Origin of the sequence: Bradyrhizobium sp., assembly GCF_028868675.1 — a bacterium.
In the GTDB taxonomy this organism is placed as follows: domain Bacteria; phylum Pseudomonadota; class Alphaproteobacteria; order Rhizobiales; family Xanthobacteraceae; genus Bradyrhizobium.
The window spans coordinates 1-13,192 of record NZ_JAGWUA010000025.1 but is presented as its reverse complement, the minus strand read 5'-3'; the positions used below and the strand labels follow the sequence as shown (position 1 = coordinate 13,192).

Annotated in this window: 11 protein-coding genes; 6 read left to right on the top strand and 5 right to left on the bottom strand. The window is 65.2% G+C overall.

Annotation, left to right across the window (positions count from 1 at the left end):
- Positions 1-7 precede the first annotated feature (7 nt).
- From KGM94_RS05780 to fahA, 4 genes are all read left to right on the top strand, one after another.
- The gene (locus tag KGM94_RS05780) at positions 8-232 is read left to right on the top strand and encodes a DUF2783 domain-containing protein (RefSeq protein ID WP_300255835.1); all 225 of its coding nucleotides are present in this window, start codon (positions 8-10) and stop codon (positions 230-232) included.
- 22 nt (positions 233-254) lie between these two features.
- Entirely contained in the window at positions 255-1,208 is a 954-nt protein-coding gene (locus tag KGM94_RS05775) for an MBL fold metallo-hydrolase (RefSeq protein ID WP_300255833.1), read from the top strand.
- A 2-nt stretch (positions 1,209-1,210) separates the two neighbouring features.
- Positions 1,211-2,557 (top strand): homogentisate 1,2-dioxygenase, encoded by a 1,347-nt coding sequence (gene hmgA / locus KGM94_RS05770; protein WP_300255831.1) that lies wholly within the window; start codon positions 1,211-1,213, stop codon positions 2,555-2,557.
- Between the two features lie 111 nt (positions 2,558-2,668).
- Positions 2,669-3,943 carry a fumarylacetoacetase gene (gene fahA / locus KGM94_RS05765; RefSeq protein WP_300255829.1) on the top strand — a complete coding sequence of 425 codons (1,275 nt, stop codon included), beginning with the start codon at positions 2,669-2,671 and terminating at the stop codon, positions 3,941-3,943.
- Positions 3,944-4,171: 228 nt separating this feature from the next.
- On the opposite strand, the gene KGM94_RS05760 is transcribed toward fahA, so the two are convergent.
- The 4 genes from KGM94_RS05760 to KGM94_RS05745 form a co-directional block, all read right to left on the bottom strand.
- Positions 4,172-5,278: a CaiB/BaiF CoA-transferase family protein gene (locus KGM94_RS05760; RefSeq protein ID WP_300255827.1), complete on the bottom strand. Its 1,107-nt coding sequence runs from the start codon at positions 5,276-5,278 to the stop codon at positions 4,172-4,174.
- A 288-nt stretch (positions 5,279-5,566) separates the two neighbouring features.
- On the bottom strand, positions 5,567-6,367 hold the full coding sequence (locus tag KGM94_RS05755) for a xanthine dehydrogenase family protein subunit M (protein WP_300255825.1): 801 nt from the start codon (positions 6,365-6,367) through the stop codon (positions 5,567-5,569).
- A 13-nt stretch (positions 6,368-6,380) separates the two neighbouring features.
- Entirely contained in the window at positions 6,381-8,723 is a 2,343-nt protein-coding gene (locus tag KGM94_RS05750; RefSeq protein WP_300255823.1) for a xanthine dehydrogenase family protein molybdopterin-binding subunit, read from the bottom strand.
- 84 nt (positions 8,724-8,807) lie between these two features.
- Positions 8,808-9,293, bottom strand: a complete 486-nt coding sequence (locus KGM94_RS05745; protein ID WP_300255822.1) for a (2Fe-2S)-binding protein — start codon at positions 9,291-9,293, stop codon at positions 8,808-8,810.
- A 385-nt stretch (positions 9,294-9,678) separates the two neighbouring features.
- On the opposite strand from KGM94_RS05745, the gene KGM94_RS05740 reads away from it, so the two are divergent.
- A complete protein-coding gene (locus KGM94_RS05740) occupies positions 9,679-11,718 on the top strand; it encodes a HAMP domain-containing methyl-accepting chemotaxis protein (protein ID WP_300255820.1) in 2,040 nt (679 codons plus the stop codon).
- Between the two features lie 33 nt (positions 11,719-11,751).
- Here the strand turns inward: KGM94_RS05740 and KGM94_RS05735 are convergent, their stop codons facing one another.
- Positions 11,752-12,135: a DUF3175 domain-containing protein gene (locus KGM94_RS05735; RefSeq protein ID WP_300255818.1), complete on the bottom strand. Its 384-nt coding sequence runs from the start codon at positions 12,133-12,135 to the stop codon at positions 11,752-11,754.
- Positions 12,136-12,305: 170 nt separating this feature from the next.
- Between KGM94_RS05735 and KGM94_RS05730 the strand changes: the two genes are divergently transcribed.
- The coding region (locus tag KGM94_RS05730; protein ID WP_300255816.1) for an MFS transporter at positions 12,306-13,192 on the top strand (887 nt) is incomplete at its 3' end.

Below are 13,192 nucleotides of genomic sequence, written 5' to 3'. Positions count from 1 at the left end.
TTTGCGCATGGCCCTGTCCACCAGCTCGAATTTCGCGCGGCCCGACGACGCCTTTCGTGCCGTCGTCGAGGCGCATCGCGGTCTGTCCGACGAAGAGAGCGCCGATCTCGACGCGGCGCTGGTGCTGATCCTGGCCAATCACATCGGCGACATCGACGTGCTGCGGGACGCGATCGCGCTCGCCCGGCGCCGCATGATCGACGGCCAGCAGCAGCAACAGCAACAACAATAGCCCCGTATCCGAGGATGAACTGATGGCGAAGAACTTCGCATCCACCGGCGATCTCTCCGAGAAGAAGGTTACCTTCTCCGAGATCGGTCCTGATCTCTATGCCTTCACCGCCGAGGGCGATCCGAACTCGGCCGTGATCGTCGGCGACGACGGCTGCCTCGTGTTCGACGCACAGGCGACGCCAGCGATGGCCAGCAAGGTGATCGAGCGCGTGCGCACCGTCACCGACAAGCCGATCAAATATGTCGTGCTCTCGCACTATCACGCGGTGCGGGTGCTGGGCGCCTCCGCATACAAGGCGCAGGGCATCGTCGCCTCGCAGGAGACCTATCGGCTGATCGAGGAGCGCGGCAAGCAGGATTGGGATTCCGAATATGGCCGCTTCCCGCGCCTGTTCCAGGACGCCCAGAGCATTCCCGGCCTGACCTGGCCGACGCTGACCTTCGAAGGCGAGATGTCGATCTATCTTGGCAAGCGCGAGGTGCGGTTGATGCAGCTTGGTGCCGGTCATACCTCCGGCGATATCGTCGCCTGGGTGCCCGATGCCGAGGTGATGTTCTCCGGCGATCTCATCGAATATCACTCCGCCTGTTATTGCGGCGACGCGCATTTGCGCGAATGGCCGCTGACGCTGAACGAGATCCGAAACTTCAATCCCAAGGCGATCGCGCCCGGCCGCGGCGACGCGCTGAAGGGGCTCGCCACGGGCCGCGAGGCGATCGCGATGACGCGGGATTTCGTCTCCACGCTCTATGGCGCGGCCGAGATCTCGGTGGCCAGGGGACGCAATCTCAAGGAAACCATGGCCGCGGCCCGCGAGGTCATGGATCCCAAATTCCAAGGCTTCGCCATCTACGAACACTGCCTGCCCTTCAACGTCTCGCGCGCGTTCGACGAAGCCAGCGGGATCGACGATCCCGTGATCTGGACCGCCGAGCGCGACCGCGAGATGTGGGCGGCTCTGCAAGGAGGCTGATCATGAACCTCAATACCTCGCTTGACCTCGCCAGACAGGAATCGATCAACATCACGCCGGGCTACATGTCCGGCTTCGGCAACAGCTTCGAGACGGAGTCTCTGCGAGGCGCGCTGCCGATCGGGCGCAACTCGCCGCAGCGCTGCGCCTACGGGCTTTATGCCGAGCAGCTGTCCGGCTCGCCCTTTACCGCGCCGCGCGGCTCGAACGAGCGCTCCTGGCTCTACCGCATCCGCCCCTCGGTGAAGCATTCCGGGCGCTTCACCAAGGTCGATGCCGGGCTGTGGCGAAGCGCGCCCTGCCACGAATACGACCTGCCGATCGCACAGTTGCGCTGGGACCCGACGCCGCTCCCGAAGGAGGAGATCACCTTCGTGCAGGGCGTGCAGACCATGACGACGGCGGGCGACGTCAACACCCAGGCCGGCATGGCAGCGCATGTCTATCTCATCACCAGGTCGATGGTGGACCAGCACTTCTATAACGCCGACGGCGAGATGATGTTCGTGCTGCAGCAGGGCGACCTTCGTTTCGTCACGGAGTTTGGTCGCATCGACGCGACGCCCGCGGAGATCGTGGTGATTCCGCGCGGCGTGAAATTCCGCGTCGAGCTCATGAGCGGCCCCGCGCGAGGATATCTCTGCGAAAATTATGGCGGCGCCTTCACGCTGCCGGAGCGCGGTCCGATCGGCGCCAATTGCCTGGCCAATGCGCGCGACTTCCTGACGCCGGTCGCCAATTATGAGGACAAGGACACGCCGACCGAGCTTTTCGTCAAATGGGGCGGCTCGCTGTTCAAGACGCAGCTCGCCCATTCGCCGATCGACGTGGTGGCCTGGCACGGCAATTACGCACCCTACAAGTACGATTTGCGTACCTTCTCGCCCGTCGGGGCCATCGGCTTCGATCATCCCGATCCTTCGATCTTCACCGTGCTGACCTCTCCGTCGGAGACCGCGGGCACGGCGAACATCGACTTCGTCATCTTTCCCGAGCGGTGGATGGTTGCCGAAAACACCTTCCGGCCGCCCTGGTATCACATGAACATCATGAGCGAGTTCATGGGACTGGTGTACGGCGTCTACGACGCCAAGCCGCAAGGTTTCGTCCCCGGTGGCATCAGCCTGCACAATTGCATGCTGCCGCATGGCCCCGATCGCGAGGCCTTCGATCATGCCAGCAACGGCGAACTGAAGCCGGTGCAGCTCACCGGCACGCTCGCCTTCATGTTCGAAACCAGATACCCGCAGCGCGTCACCGCGCACGCCGCCAAGTCGTCGACCCTGCAGGACGACTACGCCGATTGCTGGAAGGGCCTCGAGAAGCGGTTCGACCCGAACCGGCCGTGATGATTTTTATTGCCCGTCATCGCCGGGCTTGACCCGGCGATCCATCGTTCGTCCGAAGAGATGGATGCCCGGGTCGAGCCCGGGCATGGCGATTTGAGATTGGAGAACCGCGTGCCCCATCCCAACGACCCAAAGCTCCGCTCCTTCGTCGAGGTCTCCCAAAACTCCGACTTCCCGATCCAGAACCTGCCGTATGGAGTCTTCTCGACCCCGGCTTATCCGGCTCTGCGCGTCGGCGTTGCGATCGGGGACGTCATCCTCGACCTCGCCGTGCTCGAGAACGAGGGCCTGATCGACGTCTCGCCGGCGTATGGGGTGTTTGCGCAGGGCTCGGTCAACGCTTTCATGGCGCTGGGGCCGAAGGTGTGGTCGAGCACGCGAGCGAAGATCAGCGAGTTGCTGCGCCACGACAATCCGCATCTGCGCGACAACAAGGAGTTGCGCTCGCGTGCGCTGGTGCCGATGGCGGACGCGAAGCTGCATCTGCCGATCGCGGTTTCCGGCTACACCGATTTCTATTCGTCCAGGGAGCACGCCACCAATGTCGGCGTCATGTTTCGCGGCAAGGACAATGCGCTGCAGCCGAACTGGCTCTACATGCCGATCGGCTACAACGGCCGCGCCTCGACCGTCGTCGTGTCGGGCACCGGGGTGAAGCGGCCGCGCGGGCAACTGAAGCCGCCGACCGTCGAGGTGCCGAGCTTCGCGCCGTGCAAGCGGCTCGATTTCGAGCTGGAGATGGGCGTCGTCGTCGGCCAGCCGTCGGCGATGGGCGGCATGCTGACGGAAGCGCAGGCCGAGGAGATGATCTTCGGCTTCGTGCTGCTCAACGACTGGAGCGCGCGCGACATCCAGCAATGGGAATATGTGCCGCTGGGTCCGTTCCTCGCAAAGGCTTTTGCGACCTCGATCAGCCCGTGGGTGGTCACCCGCGAGGCGCTGGAGCCGTTTCGCGTCCAGGGGCCGGAGCAGGATCCGGCGCCGCTCGCCTATCTGCGCCAGGGCAAGCCGAACAATTTCGATCTCGAACTCGACGTCGCCTTGCGTGCCGCGGGCATGAACGAGCCCGCCCGCATCTGCCACACCAATTTCAAGTACATGTACTGGTCCTCGGTGCAGCAATTGATGCACCATGCCTCCTCCGGCTGCGCCATGAACGTCGGCGATCTTCTGGGGAGCGGCACGATCTCCGGCCCGGAGAAGAACCAGCGCGGCAGCCTCCTGGAGATCAGCTGGAATGGCACCGAGCCGGTGGAATTGCCCGGCGGAGCAAAACGTTCATTCCTGGAGGACGGCGACAGCCTCGTCATGCGCGGCTGGTGCCAGGGCGACGGCTACCGCGTCGGTTTCGGCGAGGTCGAAGGGACGATCCTGCCGGCGGAGTGAGTTGCTGCCACGACGAACCTGGGTGGGCAAAGGCGCGTTGGCGCCGTGCCCACCTCTTCTCGCGCGATCCTTGTCAAATTGGTGGGCACGCTTCGCTTTGCCCACTCTACGAATTCAGCGCTCCTCCGGCGGCAGCCCGGTTTGGGCACGCCGCGTCAGTGGGGACTGTCAAGCAGGGTCACAACGCCGAGATTCCGGGTTGGCGCTTTCGCGCGCCCCGGAATGACGTCATCGCTTCCACGCGCTGGTCACCGCGCCGATCTCCGCCGCTTCCGGCTCGCGAATCGTGGACATCGTGCGGGAGAAGCGCGGCGCCGGCGCCGGCTGCTTTACGCCATGGCGCTCGACGAACACGTTTCGCGCAACCATGTGCGGATGCCTGGTCGCCTCCGACATCGTCAGCACCGGCGCGAAGCAGATGTCTGTGCCTTCCATGATCTTGCACCAGTCTTCGCGCGTCTTGCTCTTGAACACGGCCTTCAGCTTCTCCTTCAGCGCCGGCCAGGCCCTGGGATCCATCTGGGCGTCGAAAGCGGCGTCGCTGAGGTCCGCGTGCTTGCGCAACAGCGCATAGAACTGCGGCTCGATCGAGCCGATCGAGATGAAATTGCCGCAGGCGCATTCATAGACGCCGTAGAAATGCGCGCCGCCGTCGAGGAAGTTTCGGTCGCGGCCTTCGGTCCAGCGCCCCATCGCGCTCATGTCGAAGAAGAACGACATCAGCGACGCCGCGCCGTCGCACATCGCGGTGTCGACCACCTGGCCCTTGCCCGAGCGCGAGGCTTCCAGCAGCGCCGCGAGCACGCCGACCACCAGATAGAGCGCGCCGCCGCCGAAATCGCCGACCAGGTTGAGCGGCGGCAACGGTTTCTCCTTCGTTCCGATCGCGGCCAGCGCGCCGGTGATGGAGATGTAGTTGATGTCGTGGCCGGCGGCGTTGGCGAGCGGGCCTTCCTGGCCCCAGCCGGTCATGCGGCCGTAGACCAGCTTTGGATTGCGAGCCAGCACCACGTCGGGCCCGAGGCCGAGCCGCTCCATCACGCCGGGACGGAATCCCTCGATCAGCGCGTCGGCATTGGCGAGCAGGTCCAGCACCTGCGCGATCGCCGCCTTGTCCTTGAGATCGAGTTCGATCACCTTGCGGCCGCGGCCCGCCACCGACTTCATGCTCTTCTTCGCGCCGACGCGATCGAGCGTGACGACCTCGGCGCCCATGTCGGCGAGCAGCATGCAGGCAAACGGGCCGGGACCGATGCCGGCGAATTCGACGATGCGGAAACCGGCCAAGGGGCCGGAGGCGCGAACGGACGATTGGGAGGCTGGTTTATCGAGCACTTTTTGTTTCCTCAGGTCGCCATGCGGGACGTCGATTGAGCGGCGCCAACCGCTTGGGGTGTTCCTTGACGGGCGAGTTAATTGGCCGATTAACTTTTCTCGCCTTCGTGTGGGCGAGGCAAGCGCTTTTCATGACGCAGGGCGAAAAATAAAACGGCGCGCATTGCTGCGCGCCGCCAAGATTTTGTGTGGAGGCGCTAAAGCGCGATCGCCATCGCGCTTTCGCTCTTTGTTTGAGCATGATCTTTACGGAAAACCGCCGCAGACTTTTCCGGATCATGCTCTCCATCAGCCCGCAGCCGTCACCGCGCGCTGCGCCATCACCTTGATGAGATTGGCGCGGTAGTCGGACGAGCCGTGGATGTCCGATAGTAGGCCGCTGGAGGAGACCGACACGCCGTCGACGGCGCTGGCGGCCCAGTTCGCCTTCAGCGCGGCCTCGATCGCGGCCGAGCGCATCACGCCGCTCTGCGAGGCGCCGGTCACCGCGACGCGGACGTCGCCCGACTTGGCCTTGGCGACGAACACGCCGGTCAGTGCGAAGCGCGAGGCCGGGTGCGGGAACTTTGCGTAGCCCGCTTTCGCCGGGACGGGGAACGACACCGCAGTGATGATCTCGCCGTCCTGGAGTGCGGTGGAGAACAGGCCCTTGAAGAAGTCGTCCGCTGCAATCGAGCGCTTGTTGGTCTTGATGGTTGCGCCCAGCGCCATTGCCGCGGCGGGATAATCCGCAGCGGGATCGTTGTTGGCGAGCGAGCCGCCGATCGTGCCGCGATGGCGCACGGCGGGGTCGCCGATCTGGGACGCCAGAGAGCTAAGTGCCGGAATCGCCTTCCTCACGGCGTCGCTGGCCGCGACGTCGTAATGCGGCGTGGCCGCCTTGACCGTCACCGTGTCGCCGGCGACCTCGATGCCGACCAACTCCTTGATCCTGGCGAGATCGATGACGTCGGAGGGACCGGCAAGACGCTGCTTCATCACCGGGATCAGCGTGTGGCCGCCCGCGAGATATTTCGCTTCCTTGCCCTTGGCGAAGAGAGCGGCTGCCTCGTCGACCGAGGAGGCGCGATGATAGTTGGTCTCATACATCTTCGTTCTCCTCTCAAGCCGCGTGGATCGTGCGCCAGACCCGATCGGGGGTCGCGGGCATTTCCAGATTGTTCTTGCCGATCGCGTCCGTGATCGCGTTGATCACGGCAGCCGAGGCGCCGATCGCGCCGGCCTCGCCGCAGCCCTTGATGCCGAGCGGATTGCCCGGGCACAGCGTCGTGGTGTGGCTGAGCTTGAACGACGGCAGGTCGTCGGCACGCGGCATGGTGTAGTCCATGAACGAAGCAGTGACCGGCTGGCCGTTGGCGTCGTAGACCGCATGCTCGAGCAGCGCCTGTCCGATGCCCTGGGCAAGGCCGCCATGGACCTGGCCCTCGACGATCATCGGGTTGATCAGCCGGCCGAAATCGTCGGCCGCGACGAAGTTGACGAAGTTGGTCTTGCCGGTGCTGGGGTCGACCTCGATCTCGCAGATATAGGCACCGGCCGGGAAGGTGAAGTTGGTCGGGTCGTAGAAGGCGCTCTCCTTCAGGCCCGGTTCCATGCCGTCCGGCAGGTTGTGGGCGGTGTAGGCCGCGAGCGCGACCATCGGCAGCGCGATCGACTTGTCGGTGCCGGTCACCTTGAACTCGCCGTTCTCGATGACGATGTCGGCTTCCGACGCCTCCAGCGCATGCGCGGCGATCTTCTTGGCCTTGGCCTCCATCTTCTCCATCGCCTTCAGGATCGCGGTGAGACCGACGGCAGCCGAGCGCGAGCCGTAGGTGCCCATGCCGAACTGCACCTTGTCGGTATCGCCATGGACGATCGAGACCTGGCTGATCGGAACGCCGAGGCGATCGGCGACGAGCTGGCAGAACGTCGTCTCGTGGCCCTGGCCGTGGCTGTGCGAGCCGGTCAGGATCTCGATGGTGCCGACCGGGTTGACGCGCACCTCGGCCGATTCCCACAGGCCGACGCCGGCGCCCAGGCTGCCGACTGCTTTCGAGGGTGCGATGCCGCAGGCCTCGATGTAGCAGGACAGGCCGATGCCGCGCAGCTTGCCCTCCGACTTGGCTTTGGCCTTGCGCGCGGCGAAGCCCGCATAGTCGATCGCTTTCATCGCCGCGTCGAGCGAGGCGTGGAAGTCGCCGGTGTCGTAGGCCATGATGACCGGGGTCTGGTGCGGGAACTGCGTGATGAAGTTCCTGCGCCGCAGCTCCGCCGGATCGACCTTCAACTGCCGCGCCGCGGTCTCCATCATCCGTTCGACGAGATAGCTGGCCTCGGGCCGCCCCGCGCCGCGATAGGCGTCGACCGGCGTCGTGTTGGTATAGACGCCGATGACTTCAGCATGGATCGCGGGAATGTTGTATTGGCCCGACAGCAGCGTCGCATAGAGATAGGTCGGCACCGACGACGAGAACAGCGACATATAGGCGCCGAAATTGGCGTAGGTCTTCACCCTGAGGCCGAGGATCTTGTTGTCCTTGTCGAACGCCATCTCGGCGTGCGTGACGTGGTCGCGGCCGTGCGCGTCGGTGAGGAAGGCCTCGGTGCGATCGCCGGTCCATTTCACCGGACGGCCGACTCGCTTGGAGGCCCACAGTGCCACCATCTCTTCCGGATAGATGTAGATCTTGGAGCCGAAGCCGCCGCCGACGTCCGGCGCGATCACGCGCAGCTTGTGCTCCGGCGCGATGTTGTAGAAGGCCGACAGCACGAGGCGGGCGACGTGCGGATTCTGCGACGTCGTGTAGAGCGTGAAGTGCTCTTCGGCCGCATCATAGTCGGCGATCGCGGAGCGGGGCTCCATCGCGTTCGGCGCCAGGCGGTTGTTGGTGAGATCGAGCTTCACCACGTTCGCGGCCTTCGCGAAGGCGCCGTTCACCGCATTCTCGTCGCCGATCACCCAGTCATAAACCTGGTTGCCCGGCGCCTCGGGGTGCAGCTGCGGTGCCCCGGACTTGATCGAGGCCGCGACGTTGGCGACCGCCGGCAGCTCCTCGTAGTCCACGACCACGGCTTCCGCCGCATCGCGCGCCAAATTCTTGCTCTCGGCGATCACGACCGCGACGGCCTGACCGACGAAGCGCACCGTCTCCGGCGCCATCGCCGGCCATGCGCCCATCTTCATCGGGCTGCCGTCCTTCGACGTGATGGCCCAGCCGCAGATCAGATTGCCGACCTTGTCGTCGACGATCTGCTTGCCGTTGAGCACCGCGACCACGCCCGGCATCTTCAATGCGGCGGAGGCGTCGATGCCCCTGACCCTGGCATGTGCATGCGGACTGCGGATGAAATGGGCATAGGTCATGCCCTGAAGCTTGATGTCGTCGACGTAACGGCCCTTGCCGGTAATGAAACGCTTGTCTTCCTTGCGCACGACGCTTGCGCCGATGCCTTCAACACCCATGTCCTGTCCTCCCGAGGGGAATTTGATTGACCGCCCTTTCCAGCGAAAGCGGCGGTAGTTGTTCGATCGAGGCTGAGCTGCCGGCTATTCGGCGGCCTGAGCGACCTTCATGCGGCCTGCGGCGTCCAGCACGGACTTCACGATGTTGTGGTAGCCGGTGCAGCGGCAGATGTTGCCTTCGAGCTCGTGGCGGACGGTGGCCTCGTCGAGCTGGCCGCCATGACGCTTTACGATGTCGACCGCCGACATGATCATGCCCGGCGTGCAGAAGCCGCACTGCAGTCCGTGATTGTCGCGGAACGCCGCCTGCATCGGGTGCAGTTCGTCGCCCTTGGCGAGGCCTTCGATGGTGGTGATGCTGGAGCCGTCGGCCTGACCCGCCAGGACGGTGCAGGATTTCACCGCCTTGCCGTCGATATGCACGGTGCAGGCGCCGCACTGGCTGGTGTCGCAGCCGACATGAGTGCCGGTCAGGTTGAGATGATCGCGCAGGAGCTGGACCAGCAACGTGCGGTCCTCGACATCGACAGAGACAGCTTTGCCGTTCACCGTCAGTTTGACTGTAGACACGTGTTTTCCTCCGGGCATGATTTTGATTGGTTCTAATTAGAGACAGTGGCCGGGAACTTTGCAACTAGGATTTTGGTCGCCCGCGTCACTGAAAAGTCATTGATTCTCTTTGCGCCGTGGTCGCCGCGCGGCATCGGCCGGTCCGGATCGGATGCGTCGCGCGGGGGATGCCTCCCTTCTCCCATCTCCGGGACAGGCTGGCGGCCGCGACTGTGGGATGCCAGTTCTGGTCCGTCGGGTCAGCCGCTGGCCCAGCCGGTCTGAGACGGGGAGGTCGCCGAATTTACCGCCCTTTATCGAATCTGCCCTAGCTTTGCGCATCCGGTCTGGGGCGGGCGCTCCGGGGCCGCTGCCAGTTGCGCAACTTGAAATGGGATGAGGTGGAATGTCGGGGCGTGTCGGGTCTGCGTCGAAGCGCACAATACTTCCAACCCTGCGGTTCCGAGCCAAGGTCATCCTCGGCTTTGCTGCGGTTCTCGTCATCTCCGCCGGCAGCATGGCCTTCGCCTATTTCGGCTTCGAGCGCGTCTCGACCGGGGTCGGCGCCTACCGCACCAGCGTCTCGGAGGCCGACCTCGCCCGCAACATCGATCGCGAACTGCTCGCCTACCGATCGGCGGCACGGTATTTCGTCGTCACCGGCAAGGAGGACGACGCGAAGGCGGCGCTCGACGCCGAGGCCAGACTCAAGAACGCCATCGATCTGGCGGTCAAGAGCGCCAGGTCGCCGGCGCGCCTGGAGAGCCTCAACAAGCTCGCCAGGGAATTCTCAAACTTCGCCGCGACCTTCGCCAAGATCCTGCAGGCCAAGCGCGACAGCGCGCTGCTGGTGCAGAACCAGCTTCAGCGCAACGCCAATCTCCTGAAGTACAAGCTCGACGACATCGGCAACAACGCCTCCGACTCCGAGGCGCAGGCGATCGAATTCGGCACCAAGCAGGTCAACACCCAGTTCCAGACCGCGAGCGCGGCCGCCAGCAATTTCGTACTCAATTCCGATCAGGCGGTCGCCGCCAGCGCGGTGGCGCGGCTGAAATTCGTCGAGAACTCGCTGGGCGCGGTCTACTCGATGGACGACAAGATCGTCGCCGGCCTGAAGGAAGCCAAGGAGTTGCTCGGAGCCTATCGCGAAGCGCTGGAAAAGCTCATAGCCAACGCCAAGCTGGTCGACGAACTCGTGACCGAGATGAGCGGCTCGGCCGGCGCGATCATGCAGGGCGCAACCGCCATGAAGGCGGACCTCGTCTCCGAGCAGCAGCGCCTGGAGACGCAATCGGAAGCATCCATCGGCCAGACCGAGAAGCTGATCCTGATGCTCGCGGCCGGCGGCACCCTGCTCGGTGTCGTTCTCGCCGTCCTGCTCGGTACCGGCATCTCGCGTCCGATGATCGCGATGTGCAAGGCGATGCGGGAACTGGCGTCGGGCAATTTCGACGTCGTGCTGCCGGGGCTCGGCCGCAGCGACGAGATCGGCGAGATGGCCGGTGCCGTCGAGGAGTTCAAGATGCAGGCGGTGGCCAAGGCCGAGCGCGATGCCGCCGCGGGCGAAGCCCAGAACCGCGAGCAGGCCGCCTCGCGCCGCGCCGAGTTGATTCGCTTCGCCGACGATTTCGAGGCTGCTGTGGGTGCCATCGTCTCCAACGTCTCGGCCTCCGCCGTGCAGCTCGAGTCGGCGGCCTCGACGCTCACCCGCACCGCCGAGACCACGCAGACGCTGTCGGGCCAGGTTGCCGGCGTCTCCGAGCAGGCTTCCTCCAACATGCAGTCGGTCGCGACCGCGACGGAAGAGCTGTCGGTGTCCGTCGAGGAGATCGGCCGCCAGGTGCGCGACTCCAGCCGGATCGCGGAAGACGCCGTGGTGCAGGCCAGGGAGACCGACGGCCGCATCGGCAAGCTCTCGCATGCCGCCCAGCAGATCGGCGAGGTGGTGAAGCTGATCACCGCGATTGCCGAGCAGACCAACCTCCTGGCGCTCAACGCCACCATCGAGGCGGCGCGCGCGGGCGAAGCCGGCCGCGGCTTTGCGGTGGTCGCGAGCGAAGTGAAGTCGCTGGCGAGCCAGACCGCCAGGGCGACCGACGAGATCTCCTCACACATCGCGGGCATGCAGGGCGCGACCGCGGAATCGGTCGCGGCGATCAAGGAGATCGGCGCCACGATCGGGCAGATCTCGACCATTGCGGCCTCGATTGCGAGCGCGGTGAAGCAGCAGGGCGCCGCGACGCAGGAGATCGCCCGCAGCGTTCAGAGCGTGGCGCAGGGCACGCAGACCGCGGCGACGGACATCGGCCAGGTCAACCGCGGCGCCGCCGAGACCGGCTCGGCCTCGGAGGAGGTGCTGAACTCGGCCAGGACGCTGTCGAGCGAGAGCACCCGCCTGCGCGCCGAACTCGATCGCTTCATGGCCAACATCCGCGCGGCATAGTTGGCATCGACGCGCGGCGTGAGCCGCTGAGGTTTACTCCCTGCCGAATGCCCGCTTCAGCTCCACCTTGGCGCGTTCGAGCCGCGTGCGCTCGGTCCTGGGCAGGCTCTTGCCGGCGCGGTTGATGTAGAAGGTCAGCATCGAGAGCGCCGAGCGGTAGGCGCCCGATTTGCGGCGCCCGCTGTGCTCGGCCGAGCGCTTCAATGAGGCCGCGATCTTCTTCGGCTCCTTCAACTTGAATACGCCGTGCTTGAGGTCGAGCGCGTCGCTTTCCCGCGTCACGCGCTGCGACCAGCGCTTTGACGTTTCGCGCCGGCTCGCCGTCTTCCTGGGAGCCTTGCGCCGCGCGGTCTTGCGCGGTGAGGACTTGCGTGGTCCAGCCCTCCGCGATCGCCTCGTCCGTTTCGGCTCGGTCATGGGCAACTCCTTGCGTCTGCATCGAAAACGGCCGCATTGCCGCCTGGTTCCAAAGGGAACATCGGGCCCGCCGGGGCGTTGTCGTGCGGCAGGTAGAGATGGCTCCTCATGCACAGTCCGCCGGTCTGGAGCGTGTGCGTTCCGGAGACGATGCGCATTGGTCGGTTTCGATGGATGACGCCATCGTCGAGACCAGCATTCCCTCGCGGCTGGACGCCTTGCGCTGGAGCGGCTTTCACACCCGCGTGGTGCTGGCGCTCGGCATCACCTGGGTGCTCGACGGATTGGAGGTCACGCTCGCGGGCGCGCTCTCCGGCGCGCTGAAGCAGAGTCCGGCCTTGCACTTCTCCAACCTCGATCTGGGGATTGCCAACAGCGCCTATCTCGCCGGCGCGGTGCTGGGTGCGCTCGGCTTCGGCTGGCTCACCGACCGGATCGGGCGCAAGAAACTGTTCTTCATCACGCTCGCGCTCTACCTCTCCGCGACCGCAGCAACCTCGCTGTCGTGGAGCATCGCGAGCTACGCGCTGTTCCGATTTCTCACCGGCGCGGGCATCGGCGGCGAATACACCGCGATCAATTCGACGATCCAGGAGCTGGTGCCGGCGCGCTATCGCGGCTGGACCGATCTCGTCATCAACGGCAGCTTCTGGATCGGCGCCGCGATGGGCGCGGCCAGCGCCATCGTCCTGCTCGACCCCGCCGTGATCGATCCCGATCTCGGCTGGCGGCTTGCCTATCTGATCGGCGCGACGATCGGCCTGGTCGTGCTGTTGATGCGGATGTGGATCCCCGAGAGCCCGCGCTGGCTGATGATCCACGGCCGGCCCGAGCGGGCTCATGCCATCGTCGACGAAATCGAGCGGTCTGTGATCGGGCATGACCAGGCCAAGGCAAGCGGGCTTGCCAAAATTCGCCTCAGGATGCGCGATCATACGCCGCTCGCCGAGGTCGCCCACACGCTGTTTGCGGCTTACCGCCAGCGCGCGCTGGTGGGCCTCGTGCTGATGAGCGCGCAGGCGTTCTTCTACAACGCGATCTTCTTCACCTTCGCGCT

Excerpts from the sequence above, each read along its gene's own strand:
- KGM94_RS05780 (WP_300255835.1), top strand. The coding sequence starts at position 8 with ATGGCCCTGTCCACCAGCTCGAATTTCGCGCGGCCCGACGACGCCTTT.
- KGM94_RS05775 (WP_300255833.1), top strand. The coding sequence starts at position 255 with ATGGCGAAGAACTTCGCATCCACCGGCGATCTCTCCGAGAAGAAGGTT.
- hmgA (WP_300255831.1), top strand. The coding sequence starts at position 1,211 with ATGAACCTCAATACCTCGCTTGACCTCGCCAGACAGGAATCGATCAAC.
- KGM94_RS05755 (WP_300255825.1), bottom strand. The coding sequence starts at position 6,367 with ATGTATGAGACCAACTATCATCGCGCCTCCTCGGTCGACGAGGCAGCC.
- KGM94_RS05750 (WP_300255823.1), bottom strand. The coding sequence starts at position 8,723 with ATGGGTGTTGAAGGCATCGGCGCAAGCGTCGTGCGCAAGGAAGACAAG.
- KGM94_RS05740 (WP_300255820.1), top strand. The coding sequence starts at position 9,679 with ATGTCGGGGCGTGTCGGGTCTGCGTCGAAGCGCACAATACTTCCAACC.
- KGM94_RS05735 (WP_300255818.1), bottom strand. The coding sequence starts at position 12,135 with ATGACCGAGCCGAAACGGACGAGGCGATCGCGGAGGGCTGGACCACGC.